Here is a 19,241-nt window from a genome sequence, read left to right on the forward strand (position 1 = left end):
TTCCCGCTCAGTTGCTGTCCGTGTCCCGCCGCAGCAAGGGCGGCGTTTCCGGCGGCTGCCAGTCAGCGTTCAGCTCGTGCAATTTGGCGTATTTGTACCACGTGCCTTCAAAATTGCCAACCGCAATGACAAAACCCGGCCAGCCGTCAAGGATGCCTTTTTTCAAAATGTACATGTGAAAAAACGACCAAAGACCCCGGCTGAGGGCGGTGAGCATTCCTGCCCGCCGTCCGCGCTGGCGAAGTTTTTCCGCGCCAAGGGTGGAGTAGCGGTTGGCCTTGCGGGCCACCTCTTCCAAATTTTTATAAGGAAACTGCCAGATTGGCTGCTGAAGATATCCGACAGGTTTGGCAGAGACAATCTCATATTCCTCATGCACCGGATCGGTTTCTTTGAAACGCAGGGCACCCTTGCGGAAAAGCTGCGGCTGGCGGTAGTCAGGATAAAAACCAGAATGCTTGATCCAGCGGCCCATAAAAAAATTGCGCCGGGGAATGTAGTATGCATCTGCGGGGTTAGCTTGGGCGACTGCGGTCAGCATATCGTCCCGCGCTTCCGGGGTGCAGCGCTCGTCGGCATCTAACGAGAAAATCCAATCATGGGTGCAGGCGGCCATCGCCCGATTGCGCAGATCGCCAAATCCCTTGAATTCGATTTGCACCACCCGTGCGCCCATTGCGGCGGCGATCTCGGCGGTGTCGTCCGTGCTGAAGGAATCGGCTAACACAATTTCGTCCGCCCAAAGCACGGAACTGACCGCCTGCCGGATTTTGTCCGCCTCGTTCCAGGCGATGATATACGCAGAAATCTTACTCACAATGTACGCGGCCCTGCTGTTGGTGGCCCAGGTCGTTTCGGCGCACCGCCGCCCGCCAACTGGATGACAATGTTATCAGTTTTACGCAGCCGCTTGGCCAAGGTTTTGAAGAAATGCCGGGCGATGTCCGGGTATTTTTCCAGCAGCTCCCGCAGCTTTTCGCCCGGATATTTTTTCACTTTGCTCCGGCCTACGGAAATGATCGAAGCATAGCGCGGCTCTTCAAGAATGCAGGCCATCTCACCGAAATATTCGCCTGGTTCAGTGATTTCAGCAATTTTTTTGCCCTGCTTGAGCACTGCCACCTTGCCGCGCACCAGCTTGTAGAAGTTGCGGTCGTCCTGATTGCCCTCCTGAATGATGATGTCGCCATCCTCATATTCCTCCACTGGCGGGCTGACTAAATACGGCGGCAAGGTGTCCTGCTGAATGACCGTGTTGCCTTCCACTTCCTCAAGACTGGTCACACCTTGAATCGCTTTCAAAATCGCCGCATTGCGCAGGGTGTACATGCCAGACTGAACAGCGACCTTGCGCAGCTCTTCTTCCGAAACCTGCGCCTGAATGGCCTGCGCCACTTCCGTGGTGACTTCCAGCAGCTCGAAGAAACCGACCCGGCCTTTGTAGCCGCGTCCGTTGCAGACGGCGCAGCCTTTCGGCCCATAAAGTTGGAAGCCGGGCTTGTCAATTTGCTCTTCTGTGAAGCCGATTTCCAGCAGCCGTTTCCGCTCCACTGTGATCGGCTGTTTGCACTTGGCGCAGAGGCGGCGGCCCAAGCGCTGGGCGAGCACCATGGTCAGCGAGCCGGCCAGAATATAGGCGGGAATGCCGATGTCCACCATACGGCTGACTGTGGCCACTGCGTCGTTGGTGTGCAGGGTGGAGAAAACCAAGTGGCCGGTCATCGCCGCCTTCATGGCGATCTCAGCGGTGCTGATGTCGCGGATCTCGCCGACCATGATGATGTCCGGGTCCTGGCGGAGGAAGGCCTTCAGGGCGGCAGGGAAGGTCATGCCGACCTCGACGTTGACGTTGACCTGATTGATGCCCTTGAAGTTGAACTCGACCGGATCTTCGGCGGTGAGGATTTTGATGTCCTCGCTGTTGAGCGAGTTGAGGGCCGAATAGAGCGTTACGGTCTTGCCGGAGCCGGTCGGCCCAGTAACTAAGAGCAGACCTTGGGGACGTTCAAGGCAGCGCCTGAGGGCTGCAAAGGTCTCCACCTCAAAACCGAGCTTGGTCAGGTCAACGTTGAGCGAGCCTTTGTCCAAAATACGGAGAACGATGCCCTCTCCATGCAGCAGCGGCAGGGTGGAAACACGGAAATCCACCGCTTTGTTGCGGCCCATGCGGATGCTGATGCGACCGTCCTGCGGCACGCGCCGCTCGGTGATGTTCAGCCCGGCGAGGATTTTCATGCGGGCCGAGAGCGCGTTTTTGATCGTCAGCGGCAGGTTCATGGATTTAAACAGCGAACCATCCTTGCGGTAGCGCACCTGCATGGTCTTCTCAAACGGCTCGATGTGAATATCGCTGACCCCATCCTGCACGGCCTTGACCAAAATGCCGTTCACTAATTTGATGATCGGCGCGTCGTTGGCAGAGAACTGGCCGCCCATCTTGTCATCTTCGTCGCCGCCGGAGTCCTCAATTTCAAACTCCTCCGCCGCGTCAGACACCAGCGCGCCCCAGTCTTCAACCTGCTCAACCTGCTCAACCTGCTCCTCCTCATGACCGCCGAAGTAGGATTTGTATTCCTCATCGCTGATCTTGTAGTAGGTGCGGTAGGCCTCGACAATATTTCTGGTGGTCGAGACGCAGACGTTGAGGGCCAATTTGAGGGTGTTTTGCAGCTCCTCGACCTCCAGCGAATCCGTTGGCTCGGCCATGGTGAGCTGAAGGGTGTCGCCTGCGATCCTGAGCGGGAAAGCCAGATATTTCTTGGCCACCTCATACGGCATGATCTTCAGCGCGTCGGGACTCGGAGCCTCCTCAGCGATGTTGACCAAGGAATAGTTGTGCTGCCTGCTGAGGAAGTTGGCAATCGTGTCTTCTTCAATAATGCCGCTGTCGAGGAAAATTTTTCCCAGCCGATCGCCATTTTTTTTGTGAATGGCTTGAGCGTTGGTGAATTCCGCCGCAGTGACATAGCCTGCTTTTTGCAGCAGCTCACCAATTTTGAGCTTGCTCGCTCCGGTCTGATCTTTGACAGTCCGCTTCAGTGCTGCTTTCTGATTCGGATCCGCTTTGGCAGCCGCCGGCTGCGCAGCAGTTCCTGGCTTTTTGTTTTCCATAGATATTTCTTGGCCCAGCGTGCGTAGTTCTCTGAAAGTCTTGGCTGTATCTTACCGCAAAACGAAATCAGCCAAAAGAGCTTTTCCCGTGTCGTCCATTTTTTTCCGGCAAGAACTGGCCTGCTTTTTTTATTTTCCGGCTGGACGGAATCGTCAAACCGGTTATAGTGAATGCAGGAAAAACGTCGTGTTCCTGCACGGGCGCGACTGGAAAGCGTTTGCATCATCGTCTATGAAACTGCGGCTGTTATCTGTGTCGTCTGCTTGGACTGCGTGGCACGGCTGAATCCGTACAAAAATAAAACAGTGGTCTGATTTTTTTCAGCAACGAGCAACAAACCATGTCCAGTTCCGCAGCACATGCCAGCAAAGCTGTTTTCGACCTGAAAGGCGCGGCGTTCACTATTCCGGTGCTGTCCTTGCGGCGGAATGAGCTGGACGAGCTGGCGGCGCAGCTTGCTGACAAGATTCGTCAAGCCCCGGATTTTTTCCGCAACGCCCCAGTGGTGCTCAGTCTGCGGGAATTGGATGAGGACGAGCCTGTTGATCTTGCGGAGCTGATCACTCTTGTGCGCGGGCAAGGGCTGCTTCCGGTCGGCATCACCGGCTGCCCGGAGCGGCTGAAAAAGCGGGCCGCCGCACTGGATTTGGCGGTGCTCGCCGCACGGACTGGCAAGGCGCAAGCGGCGGCAGAAGAGCCGGAAGAAGAAGCAGAGCAGAAGCCGCCTGTCGCTGCGCCGCCGGAAGGTTCCAAAATCATCACAGAGCCGGTGCGCTCTGGCCAGAGCGTGACCGTCAGCCAAGGCGATTTGACTGTGCTGGCCTCAGTCGGTTCTGGCGCGGAAATTGCCGCGTCCGGCAGCATTCATGTCTATGGCACGCTGCGGGGCCGGGCCTTTGCCGGCTGCGGCGGCGAGCAGAACGCCCGCATTTTCTGTCAGAAGCTGGAGGCGGAGCTGGTGGCCATCGCAGGCATTCATCTCGTCAGCGAGGATTTTCCCGCCCAGCTCCGCGCCAAGGCTGTGCAGGTGCGCCTGCACGGCGGCAGGCTTCATATTACCGCGTTGTAGCGTCTTGAAAAAAGGAGAGCGAATTTGACCAAGATTGTTGTAGTCACTTCAGGCAAAGGAGGTGTCGGCAAAACCACCACCAGCGCGGCCTTTGCAATGGGATTGGCCTTAGAGGGCTATAAAACCGTTGTCATTGATTTTGATGTCGGCCTGCGCAACCTTGACTTGGTCATGGGCTGCGAGCGGCGGGTGGTGTATGACTTTGTCAATGTGATCAATCAAGAAGCCCGGCTTAATCAGGCTTTGATCCGCGACAAGCGCACCGAGAACCTCTGCATTCTGCCTGCCTCGCAGACCAAAGACAAAGAGTCGCTGACGATAGACGGCGTGGAACGGGTGCTGAATGAGCTGGCGGACAGCTTTGATTATATCGTCTGCGATTCGCCCGCCGGGATTGAGCACGGCGCGTTCATGGCCATGTATTTTGCCGACGAGGCGCTGGTCGTGACCAACCCGGAAATTTCCTCGGTGCGCGATTCCGACCGCATTCTCGGCCTGCTCGCCAGCAAGACCAAGCGGGTGGTGGAGAACCGTCCGCCGATCAAGGAGCATCTGCTTCTCACCCGCTATTCGCCGGAGCGGGTGCAGAAAGGCGAGATGCTGTCCGTCAAGGATATTCAAGAGATTCTTTCCATCCCGCTGCTGGGGGTCATCCCGGAGTCTGAAGCGGTGCTGACCGCCTCCAACCAAGGCGTGCCGGTGATCGCCAACCGCAGCAGCGACGCAGGCATGGCCTACCAAGACTGCGTCGCCCGGTTCTTAGGCAAGGAGGTGGAGATGCGCTTCATTGACCCGAAAAAGAAAAGCCTGTTCAGCAAATTCTTCGGGGGCAACTGACATGGGCTTGTTCGACTATTTCAATGCCAACCGGCGCTCGGCGGAAGTGGCCAAGGAGCGCTTGAGCATCCTGATCGCCAGAGACAAAATACAGCGCAACCGGCCTTCTTTTCTGCCGCAGCTTCAGGACGAAATCCTGGCGGTGATCAAAAAATATGTGGATATCAATCAGGATGATGTCTCGATCACCTTGGACCGGGAGAATGACTGCGAAATTTTGGAAGTGAACATTGCCCTGCCGGAAAAATCCTGCCAGCGGACGGACACGCCGCCCGCTGAACCGCCCCGCGTGCCTTAGCTGTAGCCGAGAAAACGGTCGGTTCTGATCCGTTCCGGGCTGATGCCGAGCGCGGCAAGCTGGCCTTCCACGGCTTTGACCATCACCGGCGGGCCGGAAATGAGGAACATTGCCGCAGTCACGTCAGGCACTTCGCTGCGGATGATTTCCGCGCTGATCAGCCCGCTGTGCGCTTGCAGCCTGCCGCCCGGATGTTGGAGGACGTGAACCATGCGGAACTGCGGCAGGGCCAGTCCGGCCAGCTCCGCTGCAAAGGCGATGTCGTTTTCGTCCAGATTGCCGTAAATCAAGGTGACAGGGCGGCGGTCATGCCGCTGCGCCATCTCAGCCAGGATGCTGCGGATCGGCGTGATGCCGATGCCGCCCGCGATGCAAACTATCCTGCCGCCGCTGCCCTCGGCAGAAAAGCTGCCGACCGGCCCTTTCGCTGTGACCACATCGCCGGGACGCAGCCGCTCAAGGAGCTGGCAATACGCCGAGCCGGTCATCCGCTTGGTGAATTCAAGGAAATCCTCCTGCGGCCCGTCGCTGAAGGAGAGCGGATGCACCAAACTGCCGCCCGGCTCCGGCCAGAGCAGCATGTACTGGCCTGCGGCAAAAGCAAAGCCCGGCGGGCGGCTGAAGCGGTAACTGACCGCCGCCGGAGTGCGGACAATGCGCTCGGCAAAACACAATTCCAGTGCCATTTTTTATTCTCCTGACAAGTTCTGTCGTTGTTTTTCAAAGCGCGTGGCGAGGGCTGGCAGGTTGAATTGAATGCTGTGCTGCAACGGCATGTTGATGCCAAACAGCCTGCATGACAAAAAATTCCTGTAGGGGCGTTTCGCGAAACGCCCCTACCTGCCCGCCATCTTCTTCTTCAGAGCGTCGTAGTTTTCCTGAACTTTCTTGATGTGCGGATGCCCGGCAGGTAAACTGGCCGTGAAGATGGCTAAAGCGCGTTGAAACAGAGGCTCGGCTTCAGCATGTTTTTCTTGCGCTTCATACAGTTCCGCCAGATTGTTCAGAGTGATTGCCACGTCATGATGGTCTTTGCCGAACTCTTGTTCTCTGATTTCCAGCGCACGCTTGTACAGAGGCTCCGCTTCCGCGTAGCGGCCCTGATCGTAATATAGTAAGGCAAGATTGTTCAAAGTAATCGCCATATATGGATGATCTTTTCCGAGCTTTTGCTCCCTGATCGCAAGCGCACGCTTATACAGCGGCTCCGCTTCCTCGTAGCGGCCCTGCGCTTTATACAGCTTGGCCAGATTATGCAGGGCAGTCGCCACATCGGGATGATCTTTGCCGAGTTTTTGTTCTCTGATCGCAAGCGCACGCTTGTACAGCGGCTCTGCTTCCGCGTAGTTGCCCTGATCGTAATACAGCAATGCCAGATTATTCAGGGCGTTTGCCACATCAGGATGGTTTTTGCCGAGCTTTTGCTCTCTGATCGCAAGCGCACGCTTGTACAGTGGCTCCGCTTCCGCGTAGCGGTCATTCGATTCGTACAGCGCAGCCAGATTGTTCAAGGTGCTTGCCACATCGGAATGGTCTTTACCGAGCTTTTGTTCCCTGATCTCCAGAGCACGCTTGGACAGAGGCTCCGCTTCCGCGTAGCGGGCCTGCCTGTAATACAGCCAAGCCAGATTGTTCAAGGTGTCTGCCACATCGGGATGGTCTTTACCGAGCTTTTGTTCCCTGATCGCAAGTGCACGCTTGTACAACGGCTCCGCTTCCGCGTAACGGCCTTGCGCATCGTAAACTAAAGCCAGTTCATTCAAGGCAAAAGCAAGCTCTGTATCAGCTTTGCCTTTCTTCTCGCCGAGCTGTAGCAGCCGTTCTATCCATTCTTGGGCATGGCCGTAGTCTCCCAGTGTGCGGGCCATCTGCTCGGCCGCCAGCAGATAGTCCGGGTTGGCCTCTTCCAGCGTTACAGCCTTTTTATACTGGCGCATAGCCTTGGCGTAGTCCAAGCGGTCTTCAGCCAGCTTGCCACTCTGGTGCGCGGCAAGCGCAACAGCGGCACTCTCCTTGTCGGCTACCGCATCAAAGGCTTTTTCAGCCTCTTCTTTGTCGCCTTGAGCCAAGCTGTCCTTGGCCTTCTTCAATTGCTCAGCCGGTAATTGCCCTTTCAAAGAAATAAGGGCCTCATCGGTTTCCTTGCGGAGCTTCTGCTCTTTCTCCCAGCTCTTTTTTGCATCAGCTAACTTCGCCTGCACAGCCTTTAACTTTACCTGATTCAAGCGGCGTTCCTGCTCATCAAGAGGTACGGCCTCTGCTTCCCGCGCCAAAAATAGCTGCTCCAGATTTCGCAGTCGCTTTTCATATAGCTCCATTCCGCCAGCAGCGGTGGACGGCTCCGGCTGCTTTGTCACGGCGGAAGGCGTGGCTTTCCAGCTCAGGGCAAGTCCGCCCGCAACCGCCATCGCCGCAAGCACGAAAAGCAGCAGCATCGCCTTGTGCAGCAGCCGCTCAACTGCCGTTCCGTTCAGCTTTTTGCTGTTCAGAAACAACGGCTTGATGATCAGGGCGAAGATAAACAGCCCGAAGCCCGCCAAAACCAGCGGGTGCCGCAGATGTTCAATCCAGACGCTTATCTCGTTCATATTCTGTTCGTCCTTGTCTGGCGCGCAGGCCAATTCCCGCTGCATCCGCCCATTATGACACTATATTTTTATGTTGCAATATTTTTATATTCATGCTGCTTGTTGTTTTAAACTAATACGTTAAGATTCTCTTCGTGTCACTCGAGTCGTCAATTACATAAAATCAACTGGTTGGCAAGCTCCTCAATAGATCATGTTCGATAATTTTCATGAATCCGCCCTCCGTCTGCTCGGCGGCGCATGGACAGGCCGGACGCAGTTTGCGCCGCTGCTGCCGGACGGCTCGCTCCGCCGTTTCTGCCGCCTGAGCCGCGAGGACGGGGCACGGGCGGTGGCCGCCGCTCCACCGCCGGGCGATGCCGCCGGTCTGCGCGAGGCGCAAGCAGGCTGGAAGATTGGCAGACATCTCTTCGCCAGTGGCGCACCGGTGCCGGAGCCGCTCGCCTTTGACGAAGCCAGCGGCCTGCTGATCTGCGAGGACCTTGGCGACGTGCGCCTGCACGACGTGGTGCTGAAGCACGGGGCGGATTCGGCTGAGGCAGTCGCGCTCTACCAGCAGGCCGTGGCCGAGCTGGCCAAGATGCAGGTGCGTGGCCGCGCGGGCTTCGATCCCGCCTGGTGCTGGGACACGCCGCGCTATGACCGCCGCATCATGCTGGAGCGCGAGTCCGGCTACTTCCTCCGCGCACTCTGCCGCGACCTGCTCCATCTCGACATTGATGAAGCCGCCTTGAATCGGGAATTCGCCCAGCTTGCCGATCAAGCCGCGCAGGCCGATGCCTCCTTCTTCCTCCACCGCGATTTTCAGAGCCGCAACATCATGGTGCTGGACGGGCAGGTGCGCTTCATTGACTATCAGGCCGGACGCTTGGGGCCGCTGGCTTACGATCTTGCCTCGCTGCTGATTGACCCTTACGCCGCCCTGCCGCAGGCGATGCAGGACGCGCTGCTGGAGCACTACCTCGACGCGCTCAACGCCCTGCTGCCGTACAGCCGCGAACAATTCCGCCGCGAATATCTATTGCTGGCTGTGCAGCGCAACCTGCAAATCCTCGGCGCCTTCGCCTTTCTCAGCAGCCAGCGCGGCAGGCCGTTCTTTGCGCAATATATTCCACCTGCGCTCTTTTCCCTGCATAACCTATTTGCTCAGTTCCAGAAAACCGAGTATGTTTTTCTGAAATCTACTGTCCAGCACTGTTTAAACAAATTCACGTGCCAAAACTGATACGCACTTTTTTGTAACCCATGAGCTGGACTCCTCATCCGCCTTCGGGTGAGAAAAATGCAGGGGCAAAAAATTTTTCGCCCCTGCAATGCCATCATTCTGCTAAAATGTCATTCAACCCAGAAATTCACCGCCGCCGTTCCATCCGTCTGATCGGTTATGATTACACCAGCGCTGGCGCGTATTTCATCACCATCTGCGCCAGCGGCAAGGAATGCTTATTCGGCGCGGTGGAAAATGGGCAAATGCGGCTGAACGATGCTGGACACATTGCCGAGCAATGCTGGCGCGACATTCCATTGCATTTTCCTCATGCGGCATTGGATGAATTTGCGGTGATGCCGAATCATGTACATGGGATTGTTGTTCTTGATCATTTTCGTATCGGCACGGCATGCCGTGCCCCTACGAAAATGGCGACGACGGAACAATTTGGCCGCCCTGTTGCTGGCTCCATCTCAACTGTCGTCCGTTCATTCAAATCCGCTGTCACTCATCATCGCAACAAATTGCATGGCACCATCGGCGAGAAAATCTGGCAACGAAATTTCTACGAACACATCATCCGCAATGAAACAGAATTGAACGGCATTCGCGAATATATCCAGAATAATCCGGCTCAATGGGAGCTGGATGATCTCCATGTCTTGTTGCAGGCGGAGTCTGCGAGCACTTGTCCACCCGCATAGCCATCATCGCCCTGACCAAAGGGGGCAGCCTGCTGGCTGAACGGCTGGCCGCTTTGCTGCCCGGCAGCGAGCAAATACGCAGCCGGGGCAAAGTGCAGGAGACGCTCGCCCGCGCCTGGCAGCAGGACTATGACAGCCTGATCTGCATCATGGCGGCAGGGATCGTGGTGCGCTGCATCGCCCCGCTGCTCCGCGATAAAACGACAGACCCGGCAGTGGTGGTCTGCGACGAGCAGGGGCAGTTCGCTATTTCGCTGCTTTCTGGCCATCTTGGCGGCGGCAACGCGCTGGCCCGGCAGCTTGCCGCGCTGCTCAACGGGCAGGCGGTGATCACCACCGCGTCCGATGTGCTGGGGCAAACCGCCTTGGATATTTGGGCGCGTGATCTTGGACTGATCGTGGCCGACAAAAGCCGCCTGACGCAGGTCATGGCCAAATTGGTGAACAGCGGCTCAATCACCCTGTGCAGTGATTACCCCTTGCCGCCGCTGCCGCCGGACATCATTCTGATAGACAAGCGGGAGCAGGCGGATTTGCGCGTCACCTGCCGCACCGCGCAATGGCCGCGCCAAGCCCTGCTCCATCCCAAGGCGCTGGTTGCCGGAATTGGCTGCAACCGCAACACCCCGGCGGCGGAAATTGCCGAAGCCCTGCGCCATGCCTGCGCTGAGAACGGCCTTGCTTTGCAATCCATCAGCAGGCTGGCCTCCATTGACCTGAAACAGGATGAGCCGGGCCTGCTGGCTTTCTCCGAGCAAAGCGGCCTGCCGCTTGATTTTTACACTGCCGCGCAGCTCAACAGCGCAGCGGACAGCTCTTCCTCGGCGGCAGTGCTGCGGGCGACTGGTGCCAAGGCCGTGGCCGAACCGGCGGCTGTTCTCAGCGCAGGCGGCGGCCAGCTTGCGGTGCGGAAACGAAAATCCGCCAATGTGACCGTGGCGATTGCCGAACTTGTCTCGTTTTTCCTCCCACGTTAAAACCCCTTCCGGGCAGCAGAGAGTATCTGCGCATTTTCTCTTGCAATTTTGGCGGCAATATGGCAGTATGCACGTTAAATTCGTGCGTTACCCGTCAGCCGTGCGAAAAAGATTTCTTGTGAAAATGAGGCTTCCGTCCGACAAGCAGGACGGTTTTGATTTTGAAACAGTGTAGGAAGGAGAATTTTCATGACCGCAATTGCAGAAAACGCTGCTCAAATCAGCGGCGCAGTGATGGTGATCGGCGGCGGCGTGGCCGGTGTGCAGACCGCGCTTGACCTGACCGAGCTGGGCTACAAGGTCTATCTGGTGGAGAAATCTGCCGCCATTGGCGGGGTCATGGCCCGCTTGGACAAGACCTTTCCCACCAACGACTGCTCGCTCTGCATTCTCGCGCCCAAATTGGTTGAAGCGGGCCGCGATCCGAACATCGAGATACTGACGCTCTCCGAATTAATCGAGTTGAAGGGCGGGCCGGGCAATTTCACCGCCACGATCAGGAAGCAGCCGCGCTACATTGACGAGGAAGTCTGCACTGGCTGCGGTCAGTGTACCCTGTATTGTTTGAAGGAAATCGGCAACGATTTCAATGAGCACATGCAGGTCAATCACGCCGCGCACATTGACTACTCGCAGGCTGTGCCGACCTCGTACTACATTGACGCGAAAGCCTGCCTCAAGCTTAATCACGACACCTGCGGCCTCTGCGCCGTGGCTTGTCAGGCTGGGGCAATCCGCTTTGATGACACCGAGAAAATCCTCGAAATTCCAGTCGGCGCAGTGATTCTTGCGCCGGGATTTGGCCGTGTCAGCGACGAGATTATGGCCAAATACGGCTTGGGCAAATTCACCGACGTGGTCACCGCCTTTGAGCATGAGCGGCTGATGTGCGCCTCCGGCCCGACCGGCGGCGAAATCCTTCGTCTTTCCGACCACAAGCATCCGAAAAAAATCGCCTTCATCCAGTGCATCGGCTCCCGCGACGAGACCTGCGGCAACAACTACTGCTCCTCAGTCTGCTGCATGTACGCGATCAAGCAGGCGACCTTGGCCCGCGAGCACGACCCGAACTGCGAGATCACCCTGTTTTACATGGACATCCGCACCCACGGCAAGGGCTTTGACGCGGCCCGCAAACGGGCAATCGAAGAGGGCAAGTTCAGGGTGATTTATGCTCGTCCACCCAAGATTGAGGATGTCTTCGGCGGCGGCCTGATGCTGACGTGGTCCACTGAAGATGCCCAGCATCACTGCGAGAAATTTGATCTGGTCGTGCTTTCGCAGGGACTGGAGGCACCGGACGAGGCGGATAAATTAGCCAAGGCCGCTGGCATTGATCTGAACGAGTATCTCTTTGCTCAGACCGACCGCTATGCGCCGCTGACCACGAGCAGGCCGGGCGTGTATGTGATCGGCGCGTTCCAAGGGCCGAAAGACATTCCTGATTCGGTCACCCAGGGAGGCGGGGCTGCCGCTCTCTGCGCAGGGCTGCTTGCTCCGGCGCGGGGCAGCGCGACGGTGAAGGCGGTCTTCCCAGACGAACGCGACATCAGCGCGGAAGAACCGCGAGTCGGCGTGTTCGTCTGCCATTGCGGCATCAACATCGGCGGCGTGGTCAAGGTGCCTTCGGTGGCCGAGTACGCCAGCACCCTGCCGCATGTGGTGTACGCCACAGACAATATGTACTCCTGCTCGCAGGACGCGCAGAAGGTGCTGGTTGAGGCCATTCACAAATACAAGCTCAACCGGCTGGTGGTTGCAGCCTGCACCCCGCGCACGCACGAGCCGCTCTTCCAAGCAACCCTGCGCGAGGCCGGGCTGAACCGCTCGCTTTTTGAGATGGCCAACATCCGCGACCAATGTTCGTGGGTGCACATGCACGAGCCGGAGCGGGCAACTGCAAAGGCCAAGGATGCCGTGCGCATGGCAGTGGCCAAAGCCTGCTGCCTGACCGCGCTTCAGGAGATGCAGCTGCCGGTCACTCCCTCGGCCTTGGTCATCGGCGGCGGCTTGGCAGGCATGACTGCGGCTCTGACCATTGCTGATCAAGGCTTTGAGGTGGCCCTGATTGAGCGGGGCACGCAGCTTGGCGGCAAGGCCCTGCTGCTCACCGCCGACCGCCACGGCAATGATCCACGCCAGGCGGTGCAGGAGGTGACGGCGCGGGTGCAGGCGCATCCGAAAATCACCGTCCACACCGAAGCGCAGGTGACAGCGGTGTCCGGCTATGTCGGCAACTTCACCACCACGGTCGAGAGCAAGGGCGCGAGCGCGCTGATTCACCACGGCGTGACCGTGCTTGCCACCGGCGGCAATCCCTATCAGCCGACGCAGTATGGTTACGGGCAGTCGCCGAAGATTGTCACCCAGATTGAGCTGGAGCAGCGGCTTGTTGCAGATCAGGCCGGGCTGAAGGCGGCGAAGCAGGCGGTGATGATTCAGTGCGTCGGCTCACGGGATGAGGATTTGACCTATTGCAGCCGGGTCTGCTGCGGCCAGGCCTTGAAGAACGCTCTCCGCCTCAAGGCATTGCAGCCGGAGATGCAGATCATCGTCCTCTACCGCGACATGCGGGCCTACGGCTTCATGGAGGACGACTACCGCAAGGCGCGGCAGCTCGGCGTGATCTTCACCCGCTACAGCCTTGAGCGCAAACCGGAAGTCAGCGTGGACAACGGCGCGGTGACAGTGCGTTATTTTGATCCGCTGCTCGGCGAGGAGCTGGCTCTGAACGCCGACCTGCTTGCACTCTCCACCGGCATTGTCCCGGAAGACCCGACCGCGCTGGCCAAAATGCTGAAAGTGCCGGTCACAGCGGAGAAGTTCTTCCTTGAGGCGCACGTCAAATTGCAGCCGGTTGATCTGCCCGTGGACGGCACCTATGTCTGTGGCCTGGCCCATTCGCCGCGCGGCATGGACGAGACCATCGCCCAAGCGCAGGCCGCCGCCGGACGCGCCTGCCATCCGCTCGCCAAAGGCTCGGTCACGCCCGCGCCCATCGTCTCCAAGATTGACCCGGAGAAGTGCATCGGCTGCGCCGCCTGCGAGACCTTCTGCCCGTACAAGGCCATCAACATCTACAAGGATGACAACGGCAAGCGCAAGGCCCGCACCATCACCGCCTCCTGCAAGGGCTGCGGTGTCTGCGCCGCCCGCTGCCCAACGATGGCGATTGACATGGGCCGCTTCACCTTGGACGGCATCATGGCCCAGATCAGGGCCTTTGGAGAGGAAGTCGCGGCGTAACTGAGCGGCTTTCTCTGAAAAAAGCAGCCCGGATTGCAGAAGCGGTCCGGGCTGTTTGCGTTTGACAGCTCACCGGCACTTTATCTGCTTGCCCCAATTAACCTCACAATGACAGCAACGATGAATCACGGAACGCGGCCATGAGCGGCGCAAAAAACAGTTTCACCTTCGCTGGGCCGCCTGACCTGATGCCGATTGAATGCGGCGCAGGGCTTGGCCCGATCACGCTGGCCTACGAGACCTGGGGCGAGCTGAGTCCGCAGAAGGACAACGTCATCCTTGTTCTGCACGCCTTTTCCGGCGACTCGCACGTGGCCAGCCACGAAAGCGGCGACAGCAAGGCGCGGGAGCCGGGTTGGTGGGAATTCATGATCGGGCCGGGCAAGGGCATAGACACGCGGAAATATTTTGTTCTATGCAGCAACATCATCGGCGGCTGCATGGGCAGCACCGGGCCGTCATCGATCAATCCGGCCAGCGGCCAACCTTACGGCATGGACTTCCCGGTGGTCACGATCAAGGACATGGTTCGGGCGCAGAAAATGCTGCTCGACCATCTTGGCATCAGCCGGGTGCTGGCGGTGGTCGGCGGCTCCATGGGCGGAATGCAGGCTCTGCAATGGTGCGCCAGCTACCCGGAGATGGTTGCTTCGGCAGTGCTTTTGGCCACGACCGCCCGCCATTCCGCCTTGGCCATCGCTTTCAACGAAATCGCCCGGCAGGCGATTATGGCTGATCCCAAATGGCAGCAGGGCAAATACTACGGCGGCGATGGCCCGGAACTGGGTTTGGCCGTGGCCCGAATGATCGGCCATGTCACCTACTTGTCCGACGAGGCCATGCGCCGCAAGTTCGGCAGGCGGCTGCAAGACCGCTGCTCGTTCTCCTATGATTTCAATGTCAATTTTCAGATTGAGAGCTACTTGCACTATCAGGGGGAAAAATTCGTCCGCCGCTTTGATGCGAACTCGCTGCTCTATATCACCAAGGCCGCAGATTATTTCGATTTCAGCACGGTTGACAGCGGCACCCTGACCAGCATGGCGGACGCGGGCATCCGCATTCTGGTGACGGCCTTTTCCTCAGACTGGCTTTATCCCACCTATCAGTCGAAAGAGCTGGTGCGGATGCTGAAAAAGAACAGCATAGACGTGAGTTTCTGCGAAATTCAGGCCGACAGCGGCCACGACGGCTTTCTCATCCCCAGCAAACGGCTGACCGATCTGATCGCCGGGTTTCTCAGAGGAGGGCGGCCATGAGCGACACCGGAATGCGCTTTGACCTGCAAGTCATCTCCTCGTGGATCAAGCCGGGCAGCCGGGTGCTTGACTTGGGCTGCGGGCGGGGCGATCTGCTCTTTTATTTGCAAAATAAGCAAGAAGTGCGCGGTGTTGGCATTGAGCAGGACGAGGACAACGCCGCCTTCTGCATCAGCCGGGGCTTGTCGGTGCTGCACGGCAACTTCATTGAGGAAGTGGCTGATTATCCAGAAAATCATTTTGACTACATCGTTCTCAGCCAGACCCTTCAGCAGGTCTATGCCCCGGAAAAGCTGCTGCCGGTGCTGCTGGCGGTCGGCAGCCGGGTGATTGTCAGCTTTCCTAATTTCAGCCATTGGCGGGTGCGGCTGCAATTCCTCCTCAGCGGGGCTGCGCCGCGCAACGAACAGTTTCCCTACGAATGGCACAACACCCCGAACATCCGCATCATCACTCTCAAAGATTTCCGCATCTTTGTGCGGAAAATTGACGGCATCATCCTGAAGCAGTTAGCCATCAGCAGCCATCACCACGAAACTCAAGGCGAGATTGTGCGCAAATTCCAGAATTGGCGCAGCACCTACGGCATCTTCATGATTGCTGACGGGAGAAAGGCCTTGAAGGGTTCGGCAGCATGAGCCAGTCTGTCCTGCTCTATCTTCTCCGGCATGGGCCGACAGCAGCAGCGCCCGGCTGTCTGCTCGGCAGCACCGACGCGCCGTTGTCGGGCAGCGGCTTGTCCCGCCTGCACAACGTAATTGAGCCGCATTTGCGCCAGGTTGAATGCTGGCAGTGCAGTCCGCTGCGCCGCGCCCGGCAGACGTTGGCGTATCTTCAAGAGCATGGCTGCCGCATCAGCCAGCCGGTGTATGACCCTCGGCTGCGGGAAATTGTTTTTGGCGATTGGGAACTGCGCCACTTTGCCGAAATCGCTGCCGCTGATCCGGCCCGTGTTGCCGCGTGGCAGGAGCAGTATCTCGACTTTGCTTTTCCCGGCGGCGAAGCGGTGCAGGCATTTGTCGGACGAATACACGCCAAGCTGGCCGAGCTGCGCAGCACTTCCGGCAGCAGCATCGGCATCGTCACCCACGGCGGAGTGATCCGCACCATGCTCTGTCTCGCCCTTGGCCTGCCGCCAAGCAGCTACCTGCTCTTTGACGTGCAGCCAGCTTCATTGACCATTTTGGAGCTGTTCTCCGACGGCGGGGTGCTGCGCGGCTTGAATTTGTGAAATCTGACCGACAGCTCCTTTTTGCTGACTTTTTCACCAAGTTGTGAAACAATGAACAACACGATCTGACTTCCACCACCAAGCGGAGCGCGGCCTGATGAAGCGCATACTTCCCTTTCTGCTGATATTCTTGGTTGCCGCCGACGCGCTGTGGTGCATCGCTGTCCGGCCCCGGCAAAATGAGGCTGCCGCCTTGCTTGCGGAATATTTGCCTACCCGCAGCGGGCTGGCTGATGCCCAGCGGAATCTTGCTGAATCAGCACTGTTTCGTCATGCAGTCAGCGGCGACTGGCTGAAGCCGCAGCCGCCTGATCCGCTGGAGCTGGTGCCAGAAGACGCGCTGCTGACTCTTGATGCAGAAAACGCGTTCGCGGCGGCGCAGTCGCTGGTTTCCTCGCCTCTCGGACAGACAGTCGCCTCAATCCGTTGGAATTTCGTGCTGAAACAGCTTGGCGTGCCGCTCATTTTTCGGCGGATGCTGGAGCAGCAGACCGCAGAGGCGAAATCGCTGCTGGCCAATCCCCTGCTGCAAGACGTTTTCAGCCGGAGAACAGTGACCGCCTTGCTGCCGCCGGAAACGGGAGCCGATCCGTTGAGCACGCTGCCGGAACATATCCTGCTCATCACCACACCTAACGCGGATGCAAACAAGGAGCTGTTCTCAGCCGCGCTGAACACGGTGGCAGGCAAACGCCCGGAGCTGCTCTGGCATTACGGCATCGGCATTCTGGTTTTCGAGCTAAGTCAAGGCCGGAAACTGCATGTCGCGACGATTGGCGGCAGGCAGGTGGTCTCGTTGAGCCTCCAGCCGGTGCGGCGGAGCATTGAGGTGTTCATCCGCCATTTTTTTTTCCGCCAGAACGGGATGCTGCGCAGCCGCGATTATGTTGAGATGAAGGCCGGGGCGCAGGGGCGGGATGATTTTTTTCTCTACGCTGATCTTGCCCGCCTGCGCAGCCTGTTTGGCGGCGGCGAGGAGACTGCGGGCATTCCCTACGCCTCATCCACCGCCTTGCGCAGCCTGAGTTTTTTTCATCAGCGCGACGGCAAAGCGGTGCAGTTCAAGACGGCAGTCCGTTTTGCGCCGGAGCTGCTTGCACCAGTGCAGAAGGAGCTGCTGGACGCTGCGCCAATGCTGAACCGCACCATAGGCAAGATGCCGGCCAGTCTGCCTTTGTACTTTTGGAGCGGCTGGCTGGAGCCAAATTTCTGGCAGCTCCTGCTGACGGCGGAAGGCAAAGAAGATGCCATCGCCCGCACCGAATCGTGGTTCAAAAATCAGACCGGTCTCAGTTTGAGCGAAATTCTTTCCCTGTTCGGGCGGGAATTCAGCGTGAATGTCGCCAGCATCAGCACGACCGGACTGTTTCCGGTGCCTCGGCTCTGCTTTGTTCTTGAAGTGCGGGAGCAAAAACAGGCCGAACGGCTGCTGGCCAAGCTGACTTCCGGCCTGCCGGTCAGCCGGGACAAGGTGGCGGGAACGCAGGTGGTTTCCCTGATGGCCGCCCAAGGCATGATGCAGCCTTCCTATGCCTTTGCGGATGGCTTTCTGCTGTTGGCGGACAGCCGCGAGCAGATTGAGGATATTCTGGAAGGACAAAGCGAGCGGCTGCCGGAAAATGCTGTGTTTCAAACTGCGGCGGCAGGCATGAAGCAGCCGTCGAACCTGATGTTTTTCGCCCGCGCCTCCGCCTTGGTTGACGCGCTGAAAGAACTGGCCGCTTGGGCAGGCACTATGACGGCAATCAACGACGAGCAGGCAGGCGCGAAAAGCAAAGTGCTGGTTGATCAAGTCGTTATCCCGCTGTTAGACAGCCTTTCCGCCTGCGGGGCAGTCAGCCTGCGCAGCGTGGTCAGGCCCGGCGAGCTGCTGATTGAAGCCTCGGCCCTTCATGCGGAAAAAATTCCTGAAGAGACAGGCGCGGGGCGGTGATCTTCGCTGCTGCTCAGGCTGGCGGCAGGCGGAGAATGAAACTCTCCCGCAGATGAAAATCCGGTTTAGAGGCGCAGTGCGTCAAAGCCCAATAGCTCATTTGGCCGCTGCGGCTTTGCAGCACCGCAGTGATGCCCAGCTCAATCAGCTCCGTTTGCGCGACCAGCGCATCAAGCGGCACGAAAAGCTCCAGCCGCAATGAGGCAGGCTGCCGCTCAAGGCGGAACGGCAGCGCAATGACAGACGGCTCTTCGCGCATTCCGGTCCGGCAGGCAGAAAACGCGTAAATGTTCCAATCTCCTGCTGGCGAAAGGTTGATCTCCCAATACCGGCACGAGCCTGCCGGGGCTGCGAACAGCTCGAAGCAGGTTTGCTGCCAGAGAGTATCTCGGCGTGAGGGCGCAGCCGCCTGCTCCGGCAGCAAAATGTCCTCTAAAGTGCCGCACAGCGCATAGCTGATCAGCAGGCCGTCAGAGCGGCGGGCGGCAGTGCCGGTGAGTTGGACAGCCGGAAGAGCTGGGGTCTGCGGATGCGGCAGCAGGGTTAACGCTGACATAGTGCCTGTTATGAACATGATGTTGAACGACACGCCAACTGTGCCCCACAGACTGCCTGCGTGTCCGTATATCGCAAAGTTCCTCTTGCATAAGCAGTAAATACTGTTGTCCGCGTCAAGCTCCATGAAGGGCCGGATCAAACATTTTGCCTGATTTGAGGATGCCGACAGCGACATGAACGAAGCTCTGCGCATCATGGCGCAGATTATGACCATCGGCG

Annotated in this window: 17 protein-coding genes; 11 read left to right on the top strand and 6 right to left on the bottom strand. The window is 58.4% G+C overall.

Annotated elements, in window-relative coordinates; genetic code table 11:
• Positions 1-7: 7 nt before the first annotated feature.
• From ACNKH6_RS06195 to ACNKH6_RS06205, 3 genes are read right to left on the bottom strand one after another with little or no spacing between them, the layout of a single operon-like run.
• The gene (locus ACNKH6_RS06195) at positions 8-817 is read right to left on the bottom strand and encodes a glycosyltransferase family 2 protein (RefSeq protein ID WP_417914674.1); all 810 of its coding nucleotides are present in this window, start codon (positions 815-817) and stop codon (positions 8-10) included.
• Positions 814-3,111 carry a type IV-A pilus assembly ATPase PilB gene (gene pilB, locus ACNKH6_RS06200; protein ID WP_417914675.1) on the bottom strand — a complete coding sequence of 766 codons (2,298 nt, stop codon included), beginning with the start codon at positions 3,109-3,111 and terminating at the stop codon, positions 814-816. Before pilB ends, ACNKH6_RS06195 begins: the two co-directional genes overlap by 4 nt.
• Positions 3,036-3,338 carry a hypothetical protein gene (locus tag ACNKH6_RS06205; RefSeq protein WP_417914676.1) on the bottom strand — a complete coding sequence of 101 codons (303 nt, stop codon included), beginning with the start codon at positions 3,336-3,338 and terminating at the stop codon, positions 3,036-3,038. Before ACNKH6_RS06205 ends, pilB begins: the two co-directional genes overlap by 76 nt.
• Before the next feature lie 114 nt (positions 3,339-3,452).
• Here ACNKH6_RS06205 and minC point away from each other — a divergent pair, with 114 nt between their 5' ends.
• Genes minC through minE form a run of 3 tightly spaced genes read left to right on the top strand, consistent with a single transcriptional unit; the run spans position 3,453 to position 5,316 of the window.
• Positions 3,453-4,181 (top strand): septum site-determining protein MinC, encoded by a 729-nt coding sequence (gene minC, locus ACNKH6_RS06210; RefSeq protein ID WP_417914677.1) that lies wholly within the window; start codon positions 3,453-3,455, stop codon positions 4,179-4,181.
• A gap of 24 nt (positions 4,182-4,205) precedes the next feature.
• A complete protein-coding gene (gene minD / locus ACNKH6_RS06215; RefSeq protein ID WP_417914678.1) occupies positions 4,206-5,018 on the top strand; it encodes a septum site-determining protein MinD in 813 nt (270 codons plus the stop codon).
• Between the two features lies 1 nt (position 5,019).
• On the top strand, positions 5,020-5,316 hold the full coding sequence (minE, locus tag ACNKH6_RS06220; protein ID WP_417914679.1) for a cell division topological specificity factor MinE: 297 nt from the start codon (positions 5,020-5,022) through the stop codon (positions 5,314-5,316).
• On the opposite strand, the gene ACNKH6_RS06225 is transcribed toward minE, so the two are convergent.
• Both ACNKH6_RS06225 and ACNKH6_RS06230 read right to left on the bottom strand, forming a co-directional pair.
• Positions 5,313-6,002, bottom strand: a complete 690-nt coding sequence (locus ACNKH6_RS06225; protein ID WP_417914680.1) for a ferredoxin--NADP reductase — start codon at positions 6,000-6,002, stop codon at positions 5,313-5,315. The genes minE and ACNKH6_RS06225 overlap by 4 nt on opposite strands.
• Positions 6,003-6,152: 150 nt before the next feature.
• Entirely contained in the window at positions 6,153-7,904 is a 1,752-nt protein-coding gene (locus ACNKH6_RS06230; protein WP_417914681.1) for a tetratricopeptide repeat protein, read from the bottom strand.
• A 193-nt stretch (positions 7,905-8,097) separates the two neighbouring features.
• On the opposite strand from ACNKH6_RS06230, the gene ACNKH6_RS06235 reads away from it, so the two are divergent.
• From ACNKH6_RS06235 to ACNKH6_RS06270, 8 genes are all read left to right on the top strand, one after another.
• Positions 8,098-9,129, top strand: a complete 1,032-nt coding sequence (locus ACNKH6_RS06235; RefSeq protein WP_417914682.1) for an aminoglycoside phosphotransferase family protein — start codon at positions 8,098-8,100, stop codon at positions 9,127-9,129.
• 20 nt (positions 9,130-9,149) lie between these two features.
• Positions 9,150-9,818 carry a transposase gene (locus ACNKH6_RS06240; protein ID WP_417914683.1) on the top strand — a complete coding sequence of 223 codons (669 nt, stop codon included), beginning with the start codon at positions 9,150-9,152 and terminating at the stop codon, positions 9,816-9,818.
• Positions 9,803-10,795 (top strand): cobalt-precorrin 5A hydrolase, encoded by a 993-nt coding sequence (locus ACNKH6_RS06245; RefSeq protein WP_417914684.1) that lies wholly within the window; start codon positions 9,803-9,805, stop codon positions 10,793-10,795. The genes ACNKH6_RS06240 and ACNKH6_RS06245 overlap by 16 nt, the downstream gene beginning before the upstream one ends.
• A gap of 189 nt (positions 10,796-10,984) precedes the next feature.
• The gene (locus tag ACNKH6_RS06250; RefSeq protein WP_417914685.1) at positions 10,985-14,041 is read left to right on the top strand and encodes an FAD-dependent oxidoreductase; all 3,057 of its coding nucleotides are present in this window, start codon (positions 10,985-10,987) and stop codon (positions 14,039-14,041) included.
• A gap of 140 nt (positions 14,042-14,181) precedes the next feature.
• Positions 14,182-15,300: a homoserine O-acetyltransferase MetX gene (metX, locus tag ACNKH6_RS06255; RefSeq protein WP_417914686.1), complete on the top strand. Its 1,119-nt coding sequence runs from the start codon at positions 14,182-14,184 to the stop codon at positions 15,298-15,300.
• Entirely contained in the window at positions 15,297-15,938 is a 642-nt protein-coding gene (gene metW / locus ACNKH6_RS06260) for a methionine biosynthesis protein MetW (RefSeq protein ID WP_417914687.1), read from the top strand. The genes metX and metW overlap by 4 nt, the downstream gene beginning before the upstream one ends.
• Positions 15,935-16,531 (top strand): histidine phosphatase family protein, encoded by a 597-nt coding sequence (locus ACNKH6_RS06265; protein WP_417914688.1) that lies wholly within the window; start codon positions 15,935-15,937, stop codon positions 16,529-16,531. Before metW ends, ACNKH6_RS06265 begins: the two co-directional genes overlap by 4 nt.
• A 97-nt stretch (positions 16,532-16,628) precedes the next feature.
• Positions 16,629-18,464: a DUF3352 domain-containing protein gene (locus ACNKH6_RS06270; protein WP_417914689.1), complete on the top strand. Its 1,836-nt coding sequence runs from the start codon at positions 16,629-16,631 to the stop codon at positions 18,462-18,464.
• A 13-nt stretch (positions 18,465-18,477) separates the two neighbouring features.
• Here the strand turns inward: ACNKH6_RS06270 and ACNKH6_RS06275 are convergent, their stop codons facing one another.
• Positions 18,478-19,020: a DOMON-like domain-containing protein gene (locus ACNKH6_RS06275; protein WP_417914690.1), complete on the bottom strand. Its 543-nt coding sequence runs from the start codon at positions 19,018-19,020 to the stop codon at positions 18,478-18,480.
• Positions 19,021-19,241 lie beyond the last annotated feature (221 nt).

The organism is Candidatus Electronema sp. JM (genome assembly GCF_048287415.1).
In the GTDB taxonomy this organism is placed as follows: domain Bacteria; phylum Desulfobacterota; class Desulfobulbia; order Desulfobulbales; family Desulfobulbaceae; genus Electronema.